We start from the raw sequence: 22,892 nt of genomic DNA on the forward strand, positions 1-22,892 counted from the left end.
ATCTCCGGCAGCAGGAATGACGGGGCTTAGACGCCGACGCCTTCGAGAATCTCGTTCTCATCGCGCGATTCACGCTCGTCGAGATACTCGGTACGGTAGCCGGTGTTCACGCCCCAGTAATAGAACACGAGCGAGATGGACGCGACGATCGCCATGTCCCAGCCGTACGGCAGCAGGCCGTGACCGCCGAATTCCTTGCTGCCGATCAGCGACAGCACGGCCATTGTCGGCAGGTACGCGACGAGCCACCATGCGGCCTTCAGGTCGCGGCCCCAGCCGCCCCAGCCCGACTTGCCCTGGAAATAGAAGTACACCGGCAGCGCGACGACCATCAGCAGGATGATCTCGCCCGTCAGCGGCCACTTCGCCCAGTACAGGATCAGCGACGCACAGACGAACGCGAACGGCGCGATGAAGCCCATGCCCGGGATCGCCAGCGGACGGTCGAGATCCGTCGCCGCGCGGCGCAGCGCCATCAGGCTGACCGGGCCGGTCAGGTACGAGATCACCGTCGCGACCGAGATAACCGCCGCGAGCGAGCTCCAGCCGCGGAAGAAGAACAGGAACACGAACGACACCAGCAGGTTGAACCACATCGCGTTGCGCGGCACGCCATAGAACGGGTGCACGTTGCCGAACATCTTCGGCATCGTGTTGTTGCGCTCCATCGCGTAGATCATGCGGGTGGTCGTCGCCATGTAGGTCGTGCCGGTGCCGCTCGGGCTGATGAACGCGTCGACGTACAGCAGGATCGCGAGCCAGTTCAGGTTCAGCGCGAGCGCCAGTTCCGCGAACGGCGACTTGAAGTCGAAGTGCGACCAGCCCTTCGCGATGTCGGCCGGGTTCACGGCGCCGATGTATGCGACCTGCAGCAGCACGTAGATCACGAGCGCGAGCAGGATCGACGTGATCACCGCGAACGGCACGCTGCGCGCCGGGTTGCGCGCTTCGCCCGCGAGGTTGATCGGGCTCTGGAAACCGTTGAACGCGAACACGATGCCGCTCGTCGCGACCGCGGTCAGCACTGCCGACCAGCCGTACGGCGCAAAGGTCGAATTCGTGGCCGTGCCGAGGTTCTCCGCATGGAAGCTCGACATCATCAGGCCGAGGATCGTGAGGCCCGGGATCACGAACTTGAAGATCGTGATCGCCGTGTTCGCGCGCGCGAACACCTTCACGCCCCAGTAGTTCAGCAGGAAGTAGACGATCACCAGCGCGGCCGACAACAACAGGCCGGGGGGAGTCAGCTCACCATGGATGAACAGGTTGTGCGCCCATTCGTAGGGCCAGGTGCTCATGTACTGGATCGACGCCTCGGCTTCGATCGGGATCACCGATACGATCGCGATCCAGTTCGCCCACGCGCTGATGAAGCCGACGAGCGCGCCATGCGAGTAGCGCGCGTAGCGGACCATGCCGCCGGATTCGGGGAACATCGCGCCCAGCTCTGCGTACGTCAGCGCAATCGCGAGAATCACGACCGCACCGATGATCCACGCGCAGATCGCGGCGGGGCCGGCGATCTTGGCGGCTTTCCAGGCGCCGAACAGCCAGCCCGAACCGATAATCGAACCCAGCCCGGTCAGCATCAATGCAAACGGGCCAATGTTCCGTTGAATAGAACTCTTCACATCCTCTCCTGTGTCTCAAAAAGCACGGTCGGCACACAACCCGGGATCGGCTCGGGTTGCAGCACACATGCCTTCTTGGGGGGACGGATCACCCGATCGGGGCAACCCAAATCCACGCGGCGCGTAGTTTACCGGTTGCACCTCGAAGATGGCGCCAAAGTTGATCTCCCCCTACAAAATTTTCGAGACATTCGCAAGCTTTGTAAGCAAAAAACTCCACGAATCTCGGAAATAACCCTGAGACAGCAGAAATCCGGTTGACCGGGGAAAAATTTAGCCGTATAAAGAACAACGCAGGATTTCAAGCGGCGAGTGAATAGGTTCTTTCGTAGTTCGCCCATCAACGGTACTCCGGTTGGTCCCATTACCCCCTTCCTTGATTTTCATGCACTCCTGGGCTTCGGCCCCGTTTTACCTTTTTAGGAACAAGTAATATGGCAACCGGCACCGTCAAGTGGTTCAACGACGCAAAGGGCTTCGGCTTCATCACCCCGGAAGGCGGCGGCGACGATCTGTTCGCGCACTTCTCGGAAATCCGCAGCGAAGGTTTCAAGACGCTGCAAGAAAACCAGAAGGTCGAGTTCGAAGTGAAGACCGGCCCGAAGGGTCTGCAAGCAGCGAACATCAAGCCGCTGTAAGTTCAGCGCGAGATTTCGTCTGACGAAAAAAGCCCCGCTTCGGCGGGGCTTTTGTTTTTCTGGCGACGCGCGCGGCCGGCCACACCTCGCCGGCCGCACCTCGCCGGCCGCACCTAGCCGGCCGCGTTCAGCCAAACAGGCGCTGCGCGTGGATGCCGAGCCCGGTCGCCACGCTCGCGAGGCGGTCGCCGAACACCGGCTGCGCGTCGGCGAACGCCGCCGCCAGCGCGCCCGACAGGAACGCGAGTCCGGTCGAGCCGCCGGTGAAATACAGCGCGCCGACGTCGCGCGGCGCGACGCCCGCCAGCCGCACGGTCTCGCGCGCGGCCTCGACGATCCGCGCGGTGTCGTCGCGGCTCGCGTCGATCAGCAGGTTCGCGTCGAACGCGATCTGCAGATCCTCCTCGACATCGTTCAGGTCGATCATCGTCTCCCCGCCCGCAGCAACACCGATCTTCGCTTCTTCCGCGCGCGCCGCGAGCGCATGCCCGAGGCGCCGCTCGACCACTCGCACGAGGCGCTCGAAATGCCGCGCGTCGCGGTAAAGATGCCGCATCAGCTTCAGCTCGCCGAGCCGCTTCGGCGTGTAGACGGTATTGATCAGGTGCCAGGTCGCGAGATCGAAGTAGATCCGGTTCGGCAGCTCGCGCCCTTCGGGATCGAGCGACCGGTAGCCGAACGCCGGCAGGATCGCCGACAGCTCGACGCGCCGGTCGTAGTCGGTGCCGGCGACGTGCACGCCGTGGTGCGCGAGCACGTCGTCCTTGCGTTCGAGCCGCTGCATCCGTGCCGGGCCGACCCGCACCAGCGAGAAGTCCGAGGTGCCGCCGCCGATGTCGGCGACGAGCACGAGCCGCTCGTCCGTCTGGCGCGACTCGTAATCGAACGCCGCCGCGATCGGCTCGTACTGAAAATGCACGTCGGCGAGCCCGACCGACCGCGCGGCCGCCTCGAGCTGCTGCTCGGCGAGGCGGTCGGCGCGCGGATCGTCGTCGACGAAGAACACCGGCCGGCCAAGCACCGCGCGGCCGATCGGCGCACCCGCACAGGTCTCGGCCTTCTGCTTCAGGTGCCGCAGGAAGCGCGCGATGATCTCGGTGTAGGCGATCGCGGAGCCGTCGCCGAGATCGGTCGTCGTCTCGGCGAGCGGCGAGCCGAGGATGCTCTTCATCGAGCGCATCAGGCGGCCGTCGAAGCCGTCGATATACGACGCGAGCGCCGCTCGGCCGTATTCGAGCGTCTGCTCGTCGCTGTTGAAGAAAATTGCGGTCGGCAGGGTCAGGTGGTCGCCCTCGACGGGCGCAAGCCGCATGCCGTTGCCGTGCGGCAACGCCACCGCGGAATTGGACGTGCCGAAATCGATCGCGCAGTAAGTCATGGCAAGAGCCGCCGCATGGCAGGCGCGAAAACGGGAAAGGACGGGCTTTTTATCACGAAGCCCACGGGATCACAACCGGGCGGCGGCACGCCGCCGCTGCCGTTGCGCGCAACGCCGGCGCCAGTTGGCGCACGCGGCCCGGCATGCCGGGCCGCGCCGCCTATCCAGCCCCGATATCGGCGCACGTGAAGCGCCGACGCGGCGCGCCGGCCGGGCAGCACGGTTCGCGGTTCGGAGGCGTTATGCCGCGCTCGAGAAACCCTTCTTCCACGCGCCGGCGTACGCCACCTCGCCGATCGGATGGCGCGTGCGCGGCGCTTTCTCGCGTTCGCGCAGCACCGGGTCGAGCTTGTCGACGTCACCGTAGTGGCCGAGCGAGATGATCGCCGGAATCGCCACGTCCGCCGGAATCTCGAACGCATCACGGAACGCGTTGGCATCGAAACCGCTCATCTGGTGCGCAGCAAGCCCGAGCGCGTGCGCCTGCAGCACCAGCGACATCGCCGCGGCGCCCGCATCGTACAGTGCGGTATGGCTCGGCTCGCCCTTCGACGTCAGCGTGTGCGCGGTGACCGCGATGAGCACCGGCGCGGGCGCGTTCCAGCCCTGGTTGAACGGCACGAGCGTCGCGAACGCGCGCTTGAACGCCGTTTCGTCCTGCGCGCGGTCGAATACGATGAAGCGCCACGGCTGTGCGTTGTACGCGGACGGCGCCCAGCGCGCCGCCTCGAGCACCGCGTGCAGGTGTGCCGGGCTGACGGGCTCGCTCGAATAGGCGCGCGGGCTCCAGCGGCCCGCGATCAGTTCGTGAATCGAAACAGTGGTGGGAGCAGGTTTGACGGACATGCAGATCCTCGCTGACATCGGTGAAGGGGCGCGAACGCCCGGCGAACCGCAAGCATAACCGCTTGCGATGACACGTGCCGCCTCCATCCGGTCAATGCATATCGCGTCGGGTGCAAAAGTCCGGGCCGGACAGCGCCCGGCCCGGACCCGCTCAGAGCGCCTGCGCGACCGTGCGCGCCGACCCCCGGTTGATCCGCAGCACGATCAGCGCGCCGACGAGGCACAGACCGCCCGAGATCATCGACGCGACCGTGTAGGTGCCGAGACTTGCGCGCAGCATCCCGGCGCCGAGCGCCGCGAACGCCGCGCCGAGCTGGTGGCCCGCGACGATCCAGCCGAACACGATCGGCGCGGATGCCTTGCCGAACACGTCGGTCGCGAGGCGCACGGTCGGCGGCACGGTCGCGATCCAGTCGAGGCCGTAGAACACCGCGAACAGCGGCAGGCCGAAGAAGTCGATGCCGAACGCATGCGGCAGGTAGATCAACGACAGCCCGCGCAGGCCGTAATACCAGAACAGCAGCACGCGGCTGTCATAGCGGTCGGACAGCCAGCCGGACAGCGTCGTGCCGAACAGGTCGAACACGCCCATCGCGGCGAGCAGCGAGGCGCCCTGCACTTGCGTCATCCCGTAGTCGCTGCACATCGCGATCAGGTGGGTGCCGACGTAGCCATTGGTGCTCGCGCCGCAGATGAAAAAGCTGAAGAACAGCAGCCAGAAGTCGCGCGAGCGGCTCGCGCGCAGCAGCGTGCCGAACGCGACGGCGAGCGGGTTCTGCTTGCCAGTGTCGGCGGCGGCCGGCGCACTGGCTGGCTCGCCGTACGGGCGCAGCGCGACGTCGGCGGGACGCTCGGGCAGCAGCAGCGCGACGAGTGGAATCACGACGGCCGCCGCCAGCGCGACGACCAGCACGACCGGCCGCCAGCCGTGATGCTGCGCGATCGCCGCGAGCATCGGCAGGAACACGAGCTGGCCGGTCGCCGTGCTCGCGGTGAGGATGCCCATCACCAGGCCGCGCCGCGCATGGAACCAGCGCGTGACGAAGGTCGCCGACAACGTGAGCGCGACCACGCCAGTCGAGCAGCCGACCATCAGGCCCCAGATCAGCACCATCTGCCAGGCCGCCATCATCATTGACGACAGTGCGACGCCTGCGCTCATCGTCGCGAGCGCGACGAGGATTGTCGGCCGCAGCCCGAAGCGCTGCATCGCGGCGGCCGCGAATGGCCCCGTCAGGCCGTACAGCGCGATGTTCACCGAGATCGCGAGCGAGATCGTCGCGCGGCTCCAGCCCAGTTCGCGCTCGAGCGGCACCATCAGCACGCTCGGCGTCGCGCGCGTGCCGGCCGCCGCCAGCAGGATCAGGAACACCACCGCCGCCGCCAGCCACCCATAATGGAATCGCCCGCCGATTCGTCTTGCCGCCCAGTTCATGTCCATGTTCTCCCGGGAGCGGCATCCGTCGCCGCCTGCGCTGCAGGCCCACGCCACGGATACGCTCGGAAAAAGAGTGTCGATGCGATCGAATGTTACCGATCGGTCACAAGCTGGTTGCGATCGTAGTGACTGACCGGTAACATGTCAAGCAGTCAATTTCGTCGTCGAGGGCAGCATGTCCGGCACCGAGGCCACCAAGCCCGCATCGCAGCGTCAGCGCCGGCCGGTCGCGGGCGCCACCGCGCACGAGCATCTGCTGCGCGCCGCCGAGGCGCTGTTCTACCGGGAAGGCGTGCGCGCGGTCGGCGTCGACGCGGTCGTCGAGCTCGCGGGCGTCAACAAGATGAGCCTGTACCGGCAGTTCTCGTCAAAGGACGAACTGATCCTCGCGTATCTGGATCGCATGGACGCGTGCTTTTTCGAGCGTTTCGACGCGAGCGTCGCGAAGCATCCGGGCAACCCGAAAGCGCAGTTGATCCAGTATTTCGTCGATCTCGCCGAACGCGCGACACAGAAGGACTATCGCGGCTGTCCGTTCGTCAACGTCGCGGCCGAATTTCCGGACGCGTCGCATCCGGCGCGCGAGCGCGTCGCGCAGAACAAGGAACGGCTGATGGCACGGCTCGTCGCGCTGTGCGGCAGCGCCGGCGCGCGCGCGCCGCAGGCGCTCGCCGATGCGCTCGCGCTCGTCATCGAGGGGATCTATGCGGCGAGCCAGACCTACCGGCACGGCACGACGCCGATCGGCACCGCGCCGGCGCTGGTGCGGCAACTGATCGAAGCCGCCTGCGCGTAAGCGGGCCGGGGACGCGATGCGCCACCCGCACGCGAACGAATCCGTCGTTGCATCGGGGGCGAGCCGCCCCATGACCAGGCCGCGCCGCACACCGAGCGACCGGTCGCCACACGACGCGCGGAGCGGCCGCCACGCTCGCTACAATGCGGACTTCACCGCCGAATCCGACCTGACATGACCGACACCCGCCCCGCCTCGAACGACGACATCCTCGCCGCCACCCGGCACTGGCTCGCGCGTGCGGTGATCGGGCTCAACCTGTGCCCGTTCGCGAAGAGCGTCTACGTGAAGGACCAGGTGCGCTACGCGATCAGCGAAGCGACGACGCTCGAGGACGCGCTCGCCGGTCTCGAAACCGAACTGCGTCTGCTCGAAGCAGCCGATCCGCAGCACATCGACACGACGCTGCTGATCTTTCCGCACGCATTCGCGGATTTCCTCGACTTCAACGACGCGCTGTTCTTCGCCGACCGCCTCGTGCGGCAGCTCAAGCTCGAAGGCCTGCTGCAGATCGCCAGCTTCCATCCGCAGTACCAGTTCGACGGCACGGAGCCGGACGACATCGAGAACTACACGAACCGCGCGCCGTATCCGATCCTGCATCTGCTGCGCGAAGACAGCATCGCGCGCGCGGCCGCCGTGTTTCCCGACGCGTCGGATATCTACGAACGCAATCAAGAAACCCTGCGCCGCCTCGGCCTCGACGGCTGGCGTAAATGGATGAGCCGCCCCGGCGACGACGTCTAGCGCCTGTTTCCGCGAATCACGCGAACAAGCCCCGGCGCCTGCCCGCGCCGGTATCCGGCCTGGCGCCGCGACCGGATCAGTCGGCCGGCGTCGCCTCGGCCGCGGCCGGCTGCCCGCCGTCCGGCACGAAAAAGCGCTCGCGCAGGTCGGCGAGGCCGAACATGTCGAGAATTTCGTTCAGGCGCTCGCTCGGCCGCCGGCGCGGCAGGTTCTTGTACTGGGCGATGATCAGTTCGTTCTTCATCGAGTGTTCCCAGCCGACCAGCTCGGTCACGCTCACCTGATAGCCGTGCGCCTCGAGTTGCAGGCAGCGCAGCACGTTGGTGATCTGGCTGCCGAACTCGCGCGTGTGCAGCGGGTGGCGCCACACTTCGGTCAGCGCGCTGGCGAGCGACTTGCCCTTGCTCCGCCGCAGCACGCCCGCGACTTCCGCCTGGCAGCACGGCACGAGCACGATGTACCGCGCGTGCTTCGCGAGCGCGAAGCGGATCGCGTCGTCGGTCGCGGTGTCGCACGCGTGCAGCGCGGTGACGACGTCGACCGTCTGCGGCAGCCGCGGCGACGTGATCGAATCGGCCACCGACAGATTGACGAACGACATCCCGCGGAAACCGAGCCGCGCGGCCAGTTCCTCCGAGCGCGCGACCAGCTCCTCGCGGGTCTCGATCCCGTAGATGTGCGATGCGCAGCCCGGTGCACCGGCGCCCGGCTGCGACTTGAAGAACAGGTCGTACAGGATGAAGCCCAGATACGACTTGCCCGCGCCGTGATCGACGAGCGTGACGCTGCCGTTGTCCGCCTGCACGCTGGCCAGCAGCGGCTCGATGAACTGGAACAGGTGATAGACCTGCTTCAGCTTGCGGCGGCTGTCCTGATTCATCTTGCCGTCGCGCGTGAGGATGTGCAGTTCCTTAAGCAGCTCGATCGACTGCTCCGGACGGATTTCGTAGGTCTTGTTCGACATCATGGGGCGGTGCCGGGCCGCGCACGGTCAATGTGCGCGGCCCGGCAGCGGAAAATCGTGAGGAATGGCGTCAGTTTACCGAAAACGCGCAGGTCAATCGCGCGCGGCGAGCCGCCACAGCGACGTGACTTCGGCGCGGCGCGCGGCGTGGAGCGGATCGTCAGCGTCGCTCGCCTTCGGATGCGCGGGGCGGATGTCGTCGCGGCCGAGCACGACGAGGCCCGCATCGTCGAACATCTTCAACAGCGCGTCGCGCGTGCGCAGCCCCAGATGCTCGGCGAAATCGGACAGGATCAGCCAGCCTTCGCCACCCGGTTCGAGATGCGCGGCAAGCCCCGCGAGAAAGCCGCGCAGCATCCGGCTGTCCGGATCGAAGACCGCATACTCGATCGGCGAGCTCGGGCGCGCCGGCACCCACGGCGGATTGCAGACCACCAGCGGCGCGCGGCCCGCGGGGAACAGATCCGCCTGCACGACCTCGACTTGCGCCGCGCAGCCGAGCCGCTCGACGTTCTCGCGCGCGCACGCGAGCGCACGCGGGTCTTGGTCAGTCGCGACGATGCGCTTGACGCCGCGCGCCGCGAGCACCGCCGCGAGCACGCCGGTGCCGGTGCCGATGTCGAACGCGAGCGTGTCGGCAGGCAGCGGTGCGCGCGCGACCAGTTCGACGTATTCGCCACGCACCGGCGAGAACACGCCGTAATGCGGATGGATCGATGCGCCGAGCGCGGGGATCGGCACGCCCTTCTTGCGCCACTCGTGCGCGCCGACGAGGCCGAGCAGCTCGCGCAGCGACACGACGGACGGCTCGCCGCCCGGGCCGTAGGCCTCCTCGCACGCCGCATGCACGTCGGGCGCGCGGCGCAGCGGGATCGCGTAGCCCGCGTCGAGCGGAATCAGCACCATGCCGAGCGTGCGGGCGCGCTGCGATTGCGCGAGGCGGTGCAGGTTGAACGCCTCGGCGCCGGCCGCCGCCTTCGACTTCTTCGGCTTGCGGTCGATCCGCCGCGCCATCGCCTGCACCAGCTGGCGGGCATTCTGGAAGTCGCCCTGCCAGACGAGCGCGGTGCCCTCGCACGCGAGCCGGTAGGCCGCGTCGGCGGTCATGCGGTCGTCGGCGGGCAGCGCGCGCTTCGGCGGCGGCATGCCGGCCTCGGAGCGCCAGCGCACGGCATGGTCGGCGCCGGCGGCGTCGGTCCAGTGGAAAACGGGGAAATCAGTCACGCGAACTCGGCAACGGTTGGCTGGAAATGCGGCGGGTCGCGCCGCGCGGACGACACCATACCGCGCTTTGCCCGGCGCGGCAAAGCGCATGCGACATCTTCGCACCGCACGCCGCGGCAGGCGAGCGTCAGCCGCCCCACCCCGGCATCGCCGGCAGGCGCAGGACCCCGGCGTCCGAGAAGCGCACGGTGCCGAGCATCCCGCCAGCAAGCCGCCCGTGCAGCGCGTACGGCAGCTCCCCCGCCGAGGCGGCATCGGCAAATAGCCACGCCTGGCGCGCGGCGGCGAACGCCGACACCGTGACGGGGACCTCGAGCACCGCCTCGCCGAAACCCGGCACGACGCCCGCGCGATTGCTCACGCCGCTCGCGAACGGCGAGCCGTTCAGTTCGAGATCGAGCGCGATGCCTTCGTATTCGATGGCGGCGTCGCGCGGATTCTGCACGCGCAGCTTCAGGTTGAAGCGCATCTCCAGCCCTTGCCCGGCGAGCGGCTCCAGGCCCACGACGGTGACGCGCACCGGTTCCCTCGACAGGCTCGCGCAACCGCCGAGCGCGATTGCCAGAATGCACAGCGACAGCGCGGCACGCAGCCAGCCCAACCGGGACGCGGAACGTTGCATGAGCGGAATCCTCGGGACAAACGATCGAAAGCCCATTGTACTGAGCGCGGGGAGCCACGCCGCATTTCGTCGCCGAAGCGCGCGCGGCACATCCTCGGTCCTCCGAAGCGTGTCCGGCGTGTTCGACACGCCGGGCGACGGCACGCAGAGCAAGGCGGCGGCCATACCCGAGTGGCCGGGCATTCGGCAATGGCGCGCCAAAGCGTCTTTGGGATAGGCTCACACCGCATGCGGATTCACGCTCCGCTCCGGCCGCGCCTGACCGGCCGTGCCTGACTGGCCGTGCCTGACTGGCCGTGCCTGAAGGGGATCGCTTGCCGAACCAGAATGAGAATGCGCGCAGTGCGACCCCATGCCCTGCATCGAGGAGCCCCATGAAGAAGACGCTCGCATTGATCGCGGTGACGCTGACTTGCGGCGTCGTCCACGCCGACGACGCGCCGATGGTCGGCTTGTGGGAACAGATGGCCGTCACGGCGAACCAGGGCGAAAGCGGTCCTGTCCGCGTCGACATCGTCGTCACGGACCGCAGGATCGAAAAAGCCACGACGTTTACCGCGCTCGCCGCCGCCGGCACGAAGGCTGAGATCTTCTGCTGCGTGCGGGTCGACACGCCGTTGCCGGTCACCCTGCCGCAGTTGCTGGACAAGTACCCGTGGGACGACGACGACACCGCCCACCTGAAGAGCATCACGGGCGGCAAGTACATCTACGAAGCAAAGCTGGCCGCGCCGGCCGAGCAGAACGCCAGCATGCGGAATCTCGTCGGGTATCTCCGCATCCCGCCCGCCCTCTCGCCCTACTCGGCGGCCGTCATTGCCGCGGACTTCCGCGGCGCGGAACAGACCGACATGCAGTTCTCGGTCGGCGCGCGGACGGTCGTGCTTTCGATTCAATGGCTGAAGTCGAAGGACACGATGGAGTACGCGTTCACGATCGACGGCAAGCGGACCGCGTTCACCGAATCGACGTTTCCGGAGTAATCCACGCAACCACGCTGCGGCGACTGGCACAGCCGGATGGATGGACGCAACGCCCCGGCTTCCCCTTCGGCCCCGTTATCGACACAATCAGGCTTCGGCATTCGGGCAGCGTGCCGCGACAACCAGAAACAGAAATCGCTGCCTGACTCTCAATGACAAACGGAGATTTGCGATGAAACCCTCGAAGTTCCTGCTCTCAAGCGTCTTGTTCGCGTCGGCCCTGGGCTTCACCGCCGTCGCCGCGCACGCGGAAGACCTGCTGGATTCGGTCAAGCAGGCCGGCGTGCTCAAGGTCGGCCTGGAGGGCACCTATCCGCCGTTTAATTATCGAAACAGCGACGGCCAGCTCGAGGGCTTCGACGTGGACGTCGCGAAGGCGGTCGCGGGCAAGCTCGGCGTGAAAACGCAATTCGTTCCGACCGAGTGGAGCGGCATCATCGCCGGCCTGCAGGCCGGGAAGTTCGACGTGATCGTCAACCAGGTCACCATCACGCCGCAGCGCAAGCAGGTGATCGACTTCAGCCAGCCGTACACGTTCTCCGCGGCGCAGTTGATCCAGCGCGCGAACGACAAGCGCGAATTCAAGTCGCTCGACGAGTTCAAGGGGAAGAAGCTCGGCGTGACGCTCGGCACCAACTATGACCAGATGGCGCGCGCCGTCCCAGGCATCGAGGTGCAGACCTACCCCGGCGCGCCCGAGAAACTGCGCGATCTGGCGGCTGGCCGCATCGAGGCGACGCTCGACGACCGGCTGATGCTGCCGTACATCATCAAGACGTCGAACCTGCCGCTTCGTCCGGGCGCCGTGCTGAACGGCGGCAAGCAGGAAATGGGCATCCCGTTCCGCAAGGGCAACCCGAAGTTCGCGAAGGCGATCGACGACGCACTGAATTCGCTGCGGCAGGACGGGACGCTGAAGAAGCTGTCGGTTCACTGGTTCGGCACGGATGTGACGCAGCCGGTCGCGCAGTAACGAGGAGCGGGAGGCTGCGCGCCGGCCGGGGGTGTCGGCGGCGTGGTGCGCAGCCCTTCCTGCCGACGGCGTGGTCCGGATCGAACGGCGCGGGGATCACGCCTGCGACGCCGTCACGTCGGCCACGCCCACGCGATCGCGCCCGCCGAGTTTGGCGGAATACAGACTCGCGTCGGCTCGCTGCAGCCATGCCGAGTGATCCGGCATCGTCGCGTCATATTGAGCAACGCCGATGCTGATGGTGCACGGCGAACCGGGAGCGGCCCCGCGGACGTTCTGCCTCACGACCACCACGAACTGCTCGGCGGTGAGCGTTGCCGTCGTCAATGTCGAATCGCGCAACACGACGCCGAATTCCTCCCCGCCATAGCGGCCGATCCCGTCGCCGTCCTCGAAGTGATCGCGCAGCATGGTCGCGAGGGTTTTCAGCACCGTGTCGCCGACCGGGTGTCCGAGCGTGTCGTTGATCCGCTTGAAATGATCGAGGTCGATCAGCAGCAGCGACGACGTCGACTGCATTGCGCGACATCGTTCGAATTCGTCCGCCAGCACGCTTTCCCACGCGCGCCGGTTCAGCAGCCCCGTAAGGCCATCGGTGCGGCTCAGATGCTCCAGCGCCCGCGTTTTTTCGGCCAGCCTTTGAGATATCCGGTAGGTCGACCACCCGAGCACGAGCGGATAGACGACGAGGAACGGGAGACACGCCAGAATCGTCGGCATGTGCGACATCGGTTCGAACGCGAATCCGACAAGCAGCAGCCCGCCGAGCAAGCCGGCAAGATGGGAGGCGACGCCCAGCAGAAACAGGCGCAATCCGCCCGCGGCAATGTTGTCCATGCTGAGCATGACAACGATCAGGACGCTCGGGAGCACGTTGAATCGCATCCCCGCGACCCAGAATCCACCGAACGCCGCGTCGATCATCAGATTGACCAGTTCGCCGCGATACGGGACGTCCCACGCGTATGCGGCCCGACGGGCGATGTGCGGCCACAGGAAACCATGAAATACGAGCAGCGCCCACAGGGCAAAGCCACGATCCTGCTCGCGGAAAACGGAAGCGACACAGAAGAAACCCAGCGCCAGCCCCACGACCCGGAGGCGATAGATGCGTTCGACGAAACGCTTGCCCCTGCCGGGCAGGTGTTTCTTTTCTGGTGTCATGGTGTCGTTATTCGAATGGTGATGTTCCGATGGCCGACATGGAATTTAGCACCGGATCATTGTGCCATTTGCGACACGGTCTTTCTATTCGCTTCTGGGGGGAAGTGGCGTCGCACAGGACGCCAGACATACAGGACAGGTGAGAGAGTTGCCATCGAAAGCACGAACGGCTCCGACTGGCGTGGCCGATTCCCGGCAACCGTTCATCGACGAGGTGCCGAGGCCCGCAATCGCCAGCATTCGAGGATGCACCACTTGTGCGGGGCGAGCATGGGACCGGACAGCGACCAAGCCCGACCGCGTGAAGAACGAATCACCAACGCGGCAGTGAACGCCGATTGTCCGTTCGCGGGAACGGCGACGCGTCGGGCAAGCGGGGGACGCGGCCGTTACATGATGCCGAAAAAGAGAAAGGGGTTACAACGCTGAACGCTGTAACCCCTCGATCTGACTGGTGCCGGCTGCAGGACTCGAACCCGCCACCTGATGATTACAAATCAACTGCTCTACCAGATGAGCTAAGCCGGCATAAGCGTGGAATTCTACCTCATTTCACGATCTTGAGGCGAGGCCTGCCGCCCTTCGAGCCATCGCCGTCGGACTTCGGCGACTCGCCTGCCTCATCGGCCGGTTCCTCATTCGCCCCGCTGTCGGTCACGGGCGCCAGTGCGGCCGGTGCGCTACGCGCGTCGTCGGCCGGCTCGTCCGCCAGTTCCTCGCTGTCGAGCTCGCTCGACTCCGTGCCCTCCCCGGCCACGGCTTCGACCTGGAACGCCATCCCCTGCCCGTTCTCCCGCGCATAGATCGCGAGCACGTTGGCTACCGGAATCTCGATCTTGTGCGCCTTGCCGGAGAACCGCGCGGTGAATTCGATCCACTCGTTGCCCATCTGCAGCTGGCTCGTCGCCTCGAAGCTGATGTTGAGCACGATCTCGCCATTGCGGACGAACTGACGCGGCACGCGCGTCGAATTGTCGACCCTCACCGCGATGTGCGGCGTATAACCGTTGTCCGTGCACCACTCGTACAGCGCGCGCAGCAGATACGGCTTGGTTGAAATCTCTTGCATCACGTTCCTCGAACGGGAGCGGGCGCACGGCGAACCGCGCGGCCCTCTCCGTCACGCCATTAACGACGCATGACCTTTTCGGAAGGCGTCAGCGCTTCGATATACGCCGGACGGCTGAAGATCCGTTCCGCGTACTTCATCAGCGGCGCGGCATTCTTCGACAGCTCGATGCCGTAGTGATCGAGACGCCACAGCAGCGGCGCGATCGCGACGTCGAGCATCGAGAACTCTTCGCCGAGCATGTACTTGTTCTTCACGAAGATCGGCGCGAGCTGCGTCAGGCGATCGCGGATCGCGAGGCGTGCCTTCTCGTGATTTTTCTCCGCCGCCTTGCCCTTCTCGTTCTCGAGCGTGCTCACGTGCACGAACAGTTCCTTCTCGAAGTTGAGCAGGAACAGGCGCGCGCGCGCGCGCTGCACCGGATCGGCCGGCATCAGCTGCGGGTGTGGGAAGCGTTCGTCGATGTACTCGTTGATGATGTTCGACTCGTACAGGATCAGGTCGCGCTCGACGAGAATCGGCACCTGGCCGTACGGGTTCATCACCGAAATGTCTTCCGGCTTGTTGAACAGGTCGACGTCGCGGATTTCGAAGTCCATGCCCTTCTCGAACAACACCAGCCGGCAACGCTGGGAGAACGGGCAAGTTGTGCCGGAATACAGAACCATCATATTTGCGTTTCCTCAAAAAAGCCGACGGCCGGCGCCCGGAACAACCCGCTGTCGGGTCGCTCGTCGCGCCGGCCCCACGCCGGTCAGGCGTGATTACTTGATATCTTTCCAGTACGCGGCATTGAGCCGCCAGGCCAGGAAAGTCAGGATGCCGAGAAACACCAGCACCCACATGCCGAGACGCTTGCGGGTCTGCTGGGCGGGTTCGGCCATCCACGTCATGTACGCCACCAGGTCGGCCACGGCAGCATCATAATCCACCGGAGACAACGTCCCCGGGCTCACCTGCTGGAAGCCGACGAGCGTGCGCACCTTCTCGCCGGTCTCCTCGTCCGTCTTTTCTTCGAATTTCGCGGTGCGTTGCCCCTGCAGCTGCCAGAGCACGTGGGGCATGCCGACATTCTCGAACACCGCGTTGTTCCAGCCGGTCGGCCGCGTATCGTCGCGGTAAAAGCTCCGCAGATACGTATACAGCCAGTCCCGGCTGCGCGCGCGCGCCTCGACGGACAGATCCGGCGGCGTCACGCCCAGCCAGTTCTTCGCGTCGTCGGGCCGCATCGCGACGGACATCGTGTTGCCGACCTTGTCGGTCGTGAACAGGAGATTCTGCTCGATCTCCTTCCGGGAAATGCCCAGATCCGTCAGACGGTTGTAGCGCATCAGGTTCGCGCTGTGGCAATTCAGACAATAGTTTACAAACAATTGCGCGCCGTGCTGAAGCGAAACGAGATTTTCCGTGTTATCGGGTGCGCGGTCGAGCGGAAAATGGCCCTCCGCGGCACGCGCCGGCGCCATCGCCAGCGCGCACGCGGCCGCACCGATCAGCGCGAGCGTCGAAAGCAGTTTCTTCATGTCGTTCTCTCCTCGCTCGCGTTAATGGGGCTTGAAGCGCACCCGCTCCGGCGGCTGCTTGAATGTGCCCAGCGGCGTCCACACCGGCATGCCGAGGAAGAACGCGAAATACACGAGCGCGCAGACCTGGGCGATCACCGTCGCGGTGGGCGACGGCGGCCGCGTGCCGAGGAACGCGAGGGTCAGGAATGCGACCACGAAGATGCCGAGGAACACCTTGTGAAACAGCGGCCGGTAGCGGATCGACTTCACCGGGCTGCGGTCGAGCCACGGCAGGAAGAACAGCGACACCACCGCCGAGCCCATCACGACGACGCCCCAGAACTTCGATTCGGTCAGGTACATGAATGCAACGATCGCCACGGCCAGCACCGGCAGCCCGATCTTCCACTTGCCGCGCGCGCGCGCCAGCGCGAGCACGCCGAGCAGCGCAATCACGCTCATCAGCACGATCTTGAACGGGTCGGTCGTCGCGCGCAGCATCGCGTAGAACGCGGTGAAGTACCACACCGGCGCGATCTCCGGCGGCGTCTGCAGCGGGTTGGCCGGGACGAAGTTGTTCGACTCGAGGAAATACCCGCCCATCTCCGGCGCGAAGAACACGATCAGCGCGAACACGATCAGGAACACGCACACGCCGAAGAAATCATGTACCGAGTAATACGGATGGAACGGAATGCCGTCGAGCGGGATGCCGTTCTCGTCCTTCTTCGCCTTGATCTCGATGCCGTCCGGATTGTTCGACCCCACTTCGTGCAGCGCGACGAGGTGGGCGATCACGAGGCCGATCAGCACGAGCGGAATCGCGATCACGTGGAATGCGAAGAAACGGTTCAGCGTGACGTCGGACACGACGTAGTCGCCGCGGATCCACAGCGACAGGTCCGGGCCGATGAACGGAATCGCCGAGAACAGGTTCACGATCACCTGCGCGCCCCAGAACGACATCTGGCCCCACGGCAGCAGGTAGCCGAAGAACGCCTCGGCCATCAGGCACAGAAAAATCGCGCAGCCGAAGATCCACACCAGCTCGCGCGGCTTGCGGTACGAGCCGTACATCAGCCCGCGGAACATGTGCAGATACACGACGACGAAGAACATCGACGCGCCCGTCGAGTGCATGTAGCGGATCAGCCAGCCCCACGGCACCTCGCGCATGATGTACTCGACCGACGCGAACGCGAGCATCGAGTCGGGCTTGTAGTTCATCGTCAGGAAGATGCCGGTGACGATCTGGTTGACGAGCACGAGCAGCGCGAGCGACCCGAAGAAGTACCAGAAGTTGAAGTTCTTCGGCGCGTAGTATTCGGTGACGTGCTTCTTCAGCGTGACGGTCCAGGGGAACCGCGCGTCGATCCAGCCAGTGAGCCCGGTCGTCGTGACTTCGTTGTGTTCCGTCGCCATTACGCTTCTCCTTTCTCGTCCCTGCCGATCACGAGCGTCGTCGCGGACGTGAACATGTAGGGCGGGATGTCGAGATTCTGCGGGGCCGGCTTGTTCTTGAAGACGCGGCCGGCCAGATCGTAGGTCGAGCCGTGGCACGGGCACAGGAAGCCGCCCGGCCAGTCGTCCGGCAGGTTCGGCTGCGGGCCCGGGGTGAAGCGCTGCGACGGCGTGCAGCCGAGATGCGTGCACACGGCCATCACGACGAGGATGTTCTTGCGATCGGCCCGCGCGCGGTACTCGTTCGCGCAATACGCGGGCAGCGGCATCGAATAGGTGGATCGGGTGGCCGGATCGGCGACTTCGTGGTCGGCCCGGGTGACGTCGGCGAGCATCGCATCGGTGCGGTTCAGCACCCAGACAGGCTTGCCGCGCCATGCGACGGTGAGCATCTCGCCGGGCTTCAGCGCGCCGATGTCGACCTCGACCGGCGCGCCGGCCGCCCTAGCCCGGGCCGACGGCGCCAGCGACGCCGCGAATGGGATGACAGTGGCGACGCCTCCCACGCCACTGGCTACGGATGTCGCAATCAGCCAGGTACGGCGGCCGCTGTCGACGCGTTCTTCTTTCTTGTCTCGCATCACACGCCCCACTTCTGAGTTGGATTTTCCGTCACGACTTTCCATTCCGCCGCTAGTGTGCGCGAATGGAGTTGCCATTTACAAGGCCCGGATACGAAAATCCTCTCGAAGTCATTGATAGTTAAGGGTTTCCCCCCACTATCCGCACAATCACGCGAAACTTCTTTTAAGCGTTTGCTTCACTGATGCGAGTCGATGCGCCGCCGCCAGTCCGGCGTTCAAACCGGATTATGGATATCGATAAAAAGGTGTTCGAGATCGAATTGCTCGGACAGATGCGCGCCGAGCGCCTGGATGCCGTAGCGTTCGGTCGCATGATGTCCCGCCGCAACGTACGCGACGCCGCTCTCCGCCGCCGCGTGCGTGACGGGCTCCGACACCTCGCCCGTCAGGAACACGTCGGCGCCGGCGTCGATCGCCGCGTCGAAGTAGCTTTGCGCGGCGCCGGTGCACCATGCGACGCGGCGCAGTTGCTGCTCCCGATCGCCGAGCACGAGCGGCGTGCGGCCGAGCGTCCGTTCGACTTTCGCGACGAAGTGCTCGAGCGTGACGGGCATCGGCAGCGTCGCCATCCAGCCGAGATCCTGCTCGCCGAAGCGCGATTCGCAGAGCAGGCCGAGCTTTGCGCCGAGCTGCGCGTTGTTGCCGAGCTCGGGATGCGCGTCGAGCGGCAGGTGGAACGCGAACAGGTTCAGGTCGTTCGCGAGCAGCAGCTTCAGGCGCTGGTACTTGCGGCCGGTGATCTGCGGCGCCTCGTTGCGCCAGAAATAGCCGTGATGGACGAGCACCGCGTCCGCGCCCCATTCGAGCGCCGCTTCGAGCAGCGCGGCCGACGCGGTCACGCCCGTTGCGATCTTCTCGATCTTGCGGCGCCCCTCGACTTGCAGGCCGTTCGGGCAATAGTCCTTGAAGCGCGCGGCCTCGAGGGTATTGTTCAAGTACAATTCAAGTTCGATCCGATCCATATAAACCTCTAGTCGATTCAGATGCTTAGACGCTTCTGGCTGTTCTTCGCCCAGGCGGTCACGGTGCTGCTCGCGCTGATGTTCATCGTCGTGACGCTCAAGCCGCAATGGCTGCAGCGTCAGGGGCAGCTCGGCAAGCAGCTCGCCACGCCGATCGTCGCGCTGCGCGAAGTCGCGCCGGGCATCGGTGGCGGGCCTGCGGCCACGTCGTATGCGGACGCCGCGCAAAAAGCGATGCCGGCCGTCGTCAACGTGTTCTCCAGCAAGGACGGCTCGCTGCCGGCGGACCCGCGCACGAAGGATCCGTTGTTCCGTTATTTCTTCGGGGATCGCAACACGCGCAAGCAGCAGGAAGAGCCGGCCGCGAACCTGGGCTCGGGCGTTATCGTGAGCCCGGAAGGTTACATTCTAACGAACCAGCACGTCGTCGACGGCGCCGACCAGATCGAGGTCGCGCTGGCCGACGGCCGCACGGCGACCGCCAAGGTGATCGGCAGCGATCCGGAAACGGATCTCGCGGTGCTGAAGATCAACATGACCAACCTGCCGACCATCACGCTCGGGCGTTCCGACCAGGCGCGCGTCGGCGACGTCGTGCTCGCGATCGGCAACCCGTTCGGCGTCGGGCAGACGGTCACGATGGGGATCATCAGCGCGCTCGGCCGCAACCATCTCGGCATCAACACGTTCGAGAACTTCATCCAGACCGACGCGCCGATCAACCCGGGCAATTCCGGCGGCGCGCTCGTCGACGTCAGCGGCAATCTGCTCGGCATCAACACGGCGATCTACTCGCGCTCGGGCGGCTCGCTCGGCATCGGCTTCGCGATTCCGGTGTCGACCGCGCGCTCGGTGCTGGAGAGCATCATCACGACCGGCTCGGTCACGCGCGGCTGGATCGGTGTCGAGCCGCAGGACGTCACGCCCGAGATCGCCGAATCGTTCGGCCTCGCGCAGAACTCGGGCGCGATCGTCGCCGGCGTGCTGCAGGGCGGCCCGGCCGACAAGGCGGGCATCCGCCCCGGCGATATCCTCGTGACGGTCAACGGCGAGGACATCACCGACACGACGAAGCTGCTGAACGTCGTCGCGCAGATCAAGCCGGGCGCGGCGACCAAGGTTCACCTGGTACGCAAGGGCAAGGAATTCGATCTGACCGTCGTGATCGGCAAGCGTCCGCCGCCGCCGAAGCAGACGCTCGACCAGCAGCAGCAGGATGGCGGCGACGAGCAATGACGAACGCCCCTGCGCGGGTCGCTCCCGCGCGCGGTGCAAAAAAAAAGGGCAGCCATCCGGCTGCCCTTTTTGTTTGTGGCGCATCCATCGCCCGGCCGCACGCTTGACCGCATTCCGCGCTCACGCGGGCGGGCGCATCGCGTGCCGGACGCACCGCAAGCCAGGCAGCATTCGCCCGCTCGTAGTGCTGTACGAGGCCCGTCAGCTCGCCGCGCCGCCCTGCTCGCCCTCCGCCCGCGCCGGCTGCTTGCCGACGATCAGGCGCGCCGCGATGATCCCGGCCTCGTACAGCACCACGAGCGGCAGCGCGAGCATCAGTTGCGAGAACACGTCGGGCGGCGTGACGACCGCCGCGACGACGAACGCGCCGACGATTACGTACGGCCGGATCTCCTTCAGCTTCGCCACGGTCAGCACGCCCATCCGGACGAGCAGCACGACGACGATCGGCACCTCGAACGTGACCCCGAACGCGATGAACATCCCGAGCACGAAGCTCAGGTAATTGTCGATATCGGTCGACATCTCCGCGCCGAGCGGCGCGTTGTAGTGCGCCATCACGCGGAAGATGGTCGGAAAGACGAGGAAGTACGCGAACGCCATCCCGCACAGGAACAGCACGTAGCTGCTGCCGACGAGCGGCGCGACGAGCTTCTTCTCGTGCTGATACAGCCCCGGCGCGACGAACGCCCAGATCTGGTAGAGCACGACCGGCAGCGCGATCACCAGCGCAACCAGCATCGTCACCTTCATCGGCACGAAGAACGAGCCGGTGACGTCGGTGACGATCATCTTGCCGCCCTTCGGCAGGTTCTCCATCAGCGGGCGCGCGAGCAGCCGGAAGATGTCCGGCGCCCAGTAGACGAGCCCGAGGAACACGACGATCACCGAGAGCCCCGCGCGGATGATGCGGTCGCGGAGTTCGACGAGATGGGAGATGAAGGTTTCTTCCGGGACTTCGTCCGGATTACGCTGGGGGTCGCTCACACCGGCCCTCGATTGGATTGACGAGCGCGCATTGCGCTCAGAAGAACCGCGCCGGACGGCGCAGGCTCGCCGGCTGATGGCGCGCGACGCGCGCCGCGCCGGACTGCACGCGGGTGCGGCGCGTGGTGGCGCGCTTGTACCAGACGGGCATCGCCGCCTGCCTGACGCGCCAGTTGCGGCGCTTCGCCGCCGGCAAGCCGGCGCCGCGCCAGGTGGCCGGCTCGAGCGGCGCATCCGTCGTGCCGGCGGCATCGGCGGTGCCGACCGCCGCATTCCACGCCGTGTTCAGCTCGGTCTCGTGCTGGCGCAGGTTGTCGTGAATGGTGTTCTCGACGTTGCGCGCGGCCGCCTCGAAATCGCTCTTCATCGTGCGCAGCGCATCGAGTTCGATCTCGCGCGACACCTCGGCCTTCACGTCGTTGATGTACCGCTGCGCGCGGCCGAACAGCGCGCCCGCGGTGCGCGCGACGCGCGGCAGGCGCTCGGGGCCGAGCACCACGAGTGCGACGACGCCGATCAGCGCCATTTTAGAAAGACCGAGATCCAGCATCGGAGCCGTCCGTCAGCGTGCCGGCGTCACGCCTTGTTCGAATCGGAACGCGACGTGTCCTTCGCGTTGACGTCGACCGAGCCAGAGCGCGGCAGCTGCTGCGCGTCGGAGGACGGCGCATCGCCTTCGCGCATGCCTTCCTTGAAGCCCTTCACGGCGCTGCCGAGGTCGTTGCCGATGTTGCGCAGCTTCTTCGTGCCGAACACCAGCGCGACGATCAGCAGCACGATCAGCCAGTGCCAAATACTCAATCCACCCATGATGAAACTCTCCTAAACCTCGCCGTTGGCGGCACAAATCGCCGGCGATGCGCCGGCTTCGATCGAACGCGGCAACCCCCGCGCGGTCAACCCATCCGGTGCCAGGGACGCGGGCCGGCAAGGATGTGCGCGTGCAGGTGGTAGACCTCCTGCCCGCCGCCCGGCCCGGTGTTGATCACCGTGCGAAAACCGGTGTCGCCGCCGCGGTAGGACACGCCGAGCTCTTCGGCCAGACGTGCGACCAGCACCATCATTCTACCCAGCAGCGGTGCATCCTCCTCCCCGACCGCCGACAGCGTCGGCAGGTGCTTGCGGGGGATCACGAGCACGTGCGTCTCGGCCGCCGGACGGATGTCGCGGAACGCGACGAACTCGTCGTCCTCATGCACTTTCGTGCTCGGAATCTCACCTGCGGCGATCTTGCAGAACAGGCAATTCGGATCGTGACTCATGTTACTCCCGGCAACGCCCGCTCCGCGTCAGAACCACGCCTGCGGATCGAGCGTCTTGTTGTCGTTCAAATACAGCCAGCCTTTGATGATACGGTACAGCGTCCAGATCCAGACCGCGCCCAGCACCAGAAACCCGACGCCGACGACGAGCAGCGCGATCCCGATCACGTACGCGATCAGCGCGCGCCAGAAGGTGCGGATCTGCCACTCGAAATGCGCGTCGTAGGGGGTACCCGACGCATCGGCGCGCTTCACGTAGTTGATGATGATCGCGATGAGGCCCGTGACGCCGCCCGTCAGCCAATGCACCGCGTAGAGCGCATACAGCACGTGCGTCAGCGTGCGCAGCCCGTTCAGGCGCTCGCTGTCGGCGGCGCCCTGATACGGCGGCGGGAACTGGCCTGGCGTATCCGTCATGATGC

The 22,892-nt window shown here is 66.0% G+C and carries 25 protein-coding genes and 1 tRNA gene; 6 read left to right on the top strand and 20 right to left on the bottom strand.

Going from position 1 to position 22,892, the window contains the following annotated elements:
• Window positions 1–26: 26 nt before the first annotated feature.
• A complete protein-coding gene (locus LIG30_RS20210; RefSeq protein WP_038714874.1) occupies window positions 27–1,631 on the bottom strand; it encodes an APC family permease in 1,605 nt (534 codons plus the stop codon).
• Between the two features lie 434 nt (window positions 1,632–2,065).
• Between LIG30_RS20210 and LIG30_RS20215 the strand changes: the two genes are divergently transcribed.
• Entirely contained in the window at window positions 2,066–2,269 is a 204-nt protein-coding gene (locus LIG30_RS20215) for a cold-shock protein (RefSeq protein ID WP_038714877.1), read from the top strand.
• Between the two features lie 127 nt (window positions 2,270–2,396).
• Here the strand turns inward: LIG30_RS20215 and LIG30_RS20220 are convergent, their stop codons facing one another.
• The 3 genes from LIG30_RS20220 to LIG30_RS20230 form a co-directional block, all read right to left on the bottom strand.
• A complete protein-coding gene (locus LIG30_RS20220) occupies window positions 2,397–3,647 on the bottom strand; it encodes an Hsp70 family protein (protein ID WP_038714878.1) in 1,251 nt (416 codons plus the stop codon).
• A gap of 240 nt (window positions 3,648–3,887) precedes the next feature.
• Window positions 3,888–4,493 (bottom strand): nitroreductase family protein, encoded by a 606-nt coding sequence (locus LIG30_RS20225; RefSeq protein WP_038714879.1) that lies wholly within the window; start codon window positions 4,491–4,493, stop codon window positions 3,888–3,890.
• A gap of 151 nt (window positions 4,494–4,644) precedes the next feature.
• A complete protein-coding gene (locus LIG30_RS20230) occupies window positions 4,645–5,928 on the bottom strand; it encodes an MFS transporter (RefSeq protein WP_038715004.1) in 1,284 nt (427 codons plus the stop codon).
• Window positions 5,929–6,106: 178 nt separating this feature from the next.
• On the opposite strand from LIG30_RS20230, the gene LIG30_RS20235 reads away from it, so the two are divergent.
• Together LIG30_RS20235 and LIG30_RS20240 are read left to right on the top strand one after the other, a co-directional pair.
• Window positions 6,107–6,727, top strand: coding sequence for a TetR/AcrR family transcriptional regulator (locus LIG30_RS20235; RefSeq protein WP_038714881.1), 621 nt, complete (start codon window positions 6,107–6,109; stop codon window positions 6,725–6,727).
• A 174-nt stretch (window positions 6,728–6,901) separates the two neighbouring features.
• Window positions 6,902–7,474 carry a DUF1415 domain-containing protein gene (locus tag LIG30_RS20240; protein WP_038714883.1) on the top strand — a complete coding sequence of 191 codons (573 nt, stop codon included), beginning with the start codon at window positions 6,902–6,904 and terminating at the stop codon, window positions 7,472–7,474.
• Window positions 7,475–7,550: 76 nt separating this feature from the next.
• Here the strand turns inward: LIG30_RS20240 and LIG30_RS20245 are convergent, their stop codons facing one another.
• The 3 genes from LIG30_RS20245 to LIG30_RS20255 all read right to left on the bottom strand — a co-directional run bounded on the left by LIG30_RS20245 (window position 7,551) and on the right by LIG30_RS20255 (window position 10,284).
• On the bottom strand, window positions 7,551–8,438 hold the full coding sequence (locus LIG30_RS20245) for a class I SAM-dependent methyltransferase (protein WP_038715005.1): 888 nt from the start codon (window positions 8,436–8,438) through the stop codon (window positions 7,551–7,553).
• Window positions 8,439–8,531: 93 nt separating this feature from the next.
• Window positions 8,532–9,662, bottom strand: coding sequence for a N5-glutamine methyltransferase family protein (locus tag LIG30_RS20250; protein ID WP_038714884.1), 1,131 nt, complete (start codon window positions 9,660–9,662; stop codon window positions 8,532–8,534).
• A 127-nt stretch (window positions 9,663–9,789) separates the two neighbouring features.
• Window positions 9,790–10,284 carry an LEA type 2 family protein gene (locus LIG30_RS20255; RefSeq protein ID WP_038714885.1) on the bottom strand — a complete coding sequence of 165 codons (495 nt, stop codon included), beginning with the start codon at window positions 10,282–10,284 and terminating at the stop codon, window positions 9,790–9,792.
• 374 nt (window positions 10,285–10,658) lie between these two features.
• On the opposite strand from LIG30_RS20255, the gene LIG30_RS20260 reads away from it, so the two are divergent.
• A complete protein-coding gene (locus LIG30_RS20260; RefSeq protein ID WP_038714886.1) occupies window positions 10,659–11,267 on the top strand; it encodes a hypothetical protein in 609 nt (202 codons plus the stop codon).
• A 172-nt stretch (window positions 11,268–11,439) separates the two neighbouring features.
• Window positions 11,440–12,240 (top strand): transporter substrate-binding domain-containing protein, encoded by an 801-nt coding sequence (locus tag LIG30_RS20265; RefSeq protein ID WP_038714887.1) that lies wholly within the window; start codon window positions 11,440–11,442, stop codon window positions 12,238–12,240.
• 96 nt (window positions 12,241–12,336) lie between these two features.
• On the opposite strand, the gene LIG30_RS20270 is transcribed toward LIG30_RS20265, so the two are convergent.
• From LIG30_RS20270 to LIG30_RS20305, 8 genes are all read right to left on the bottom strand, one after another.
• Window positions 12,337–13,404, bottom strand: coding sequence for a diguanylate cyclase (locus LIG30_RS20270; RefSeq protein WP_038714888.1), 1,068 nt, complete (start codon window positions 13,402–13,404; stop codon window positions 12,337–12,339).
• A 452-nt stretch (window positions 13,405–13,856) separates the two neighbouring features.
• Window positions 13,857–13,932: transfer RNA gene (locus LIG30_RS20275), tRNA-Thr, on the bottom strand.
• A gap of 19 nt (window positions 13,933–13,951) precedes the next feature.
• Entirely contained in the window at window positions 13,952–14,473 is a 522-nt protein-coding gene (locus LIG30_RS20280; RefSeq protein ID WP_038714889.1) for a ClpXP protease specificity-enhancing factor, read from the bottom strand.
• A 59-nt stretch (window positions 14,474–14,532) separates the two neighbouring features.
• Entirely contained in the window at window positions 14,533–15,144 is a 612-nt protein-coding gene (locus LIG30_RS20285; RefSeq protein ID WP_006400565.1) for a glutathione S-transferase N-terminal domain-containing protein, read from the bottom strand.
• Window positions 15,145–15,237: 93 nt separating this feature from the next.
• Window positions 15,238–15,996 (bottom strand): cytochrome c1, encoded by a 759-nt coding sequence (locus LIG30_RS20290; RefSeq protein ID WP_038714890.1) that lies wholly within the window; start codon window positions 15,994–15,996, stop codon window positions 15,238–15,240.
• A 21-nt stretch (window positions 15,997–16,017) separates the two neighbouring features.
• A complete protein-coding gene (locus LIG30_RS20295) occupies window positions 16,018–17,400 on the bottom strand; it encodes a cytochrome b (RefSeq protein ID WP_038714891.1) in 1,383 nt (460 codons plus the stop codon).
• Window positions 17,400–18,020, bottom strand: a complete 621-nt coding sequence (gene petA, locus LIG30_RS20300) for a ubiquinol-cytochrome c reductase iron-sulfur subunit (protein WP_038714892.1) — start codon at window positions 18,018–18,020, stop codon at window positions 17,400–17,402. The genes LIG30_RS20295 and petA overlap by 1 nt, the downstream gene beginning before the upstream one ends.
• Before the next feature lie 218 nt (window positions 18,021–18,238).
• Window positions 18,239–18,985, bottom strand: a complete 747-nt coding sequence (locus LIG30_RS20305) for a Nif3-like dinuclear metal center hexameric protein (RefSeq protein ID WP_038714893.1) — start codon at window positions 18,983–18,985, stop codon at window positions 18,239–18,241.
• 21 nt (window positions 18,986–19,006) lie between these two features.
• Here LIG30_RS20305 and LIG30_RS20310 point away from each other — a divergent pair, with 21 nt between their 5' ends.
• Complete coding sequence (locus LIG30_RS20310) at window positions 19,007–20,221, top strand: Do family serine endopeptidase (RefSeq protein WP_038714894.1); 1,215 nt, start codon at window positions 19,007–19,009, stop codon at window positions 20,219–20,221.
• Between the two features lie 201 nt (window positions 20,222–20,422).
• On the opposite strand, the gene tatC is transcribed toward LIG30_RS20310, so the two are convergent.
• The 5 genes from tatC to LIG30_RS20335 all read right to left on the bottom strand — a co-directional run bounded on the left by tatC (window position 20,423) and on the right by LIG30_RS20335 (window position 22,887).
• A complete protein-coding gene (tatC, locus tag LIG30_RS20315) occupies window positions 20,423–21,208 on the bottom strand; it encodes a twin-arginine translocase subunit TatC (protein ID WP_038714895.1) in 786 nt (261 codons plus the stop codon).
• Between the two features lie 37 nt (window positions 21,209–21,245).
• A complete protein-coding gene (gene tatB, locus LIG30_RS20320) occupies window positions 21,246–21,758 on the bottom strand; it encodes a Sec-independent protein translocase protein TatB (RefSeq protein ID WP_038714896.1) in 513 nt (170 codons plus the stop codon).
• A gap of 26 nt (window positions 21,759–21,784) precedes the next feature.
• Window positions 21,785–22,018: a Sec-independent protein translocase subunit TatA gene (tatA, locus tag LIG30_RS20325; protein ID WP_038714897.1), complete on the bottom strand. Its 234-nt coding sequence runs from the start codon at window positions 22,016–22,018 to the stop codon at window positions 21,785–21,787.
• A gap of 86 nt (window positions 22,019–22,104) precedes the next feature.
• Window positions 22,105–22,470, bottom strand: coding sequence for a histidine triad nucleotide-binding protein (locus tag LIG30_RS20330; RefSeq protein WP_038714898.1), 366 nt, complete (start codon window positions 22,468–22,470; stop codon window positions 22,105–22,107).
• Between the two features lie 27 nt (window positions 22,471–22,497).
• Window positions 22,498–22,887 carry a DUF4870 family protein gene (locus LIG30_RS20335; RefSeq protein ID WP_038714899.1) on the bottom strand — a complete coding sequence of 130 codons (390 nt, stop codon included), beginning with the start codon at window positions 22,885–22,887 and terminating at the stop codon, window positions 22,498–22,500.
• Between the last annotated feature and the right edge of the window lie 5 nt (window positions 22,888–22,892).

The sequence above is a fragment of the Burkholderia sp. lig30 genome (assembly GCF_000687455.2).
GTDB lineage: Bacteria > Pseudomonadota > Gammaproteobacteria > Burkholderiales > Burkholderiaceae > Burkholderia.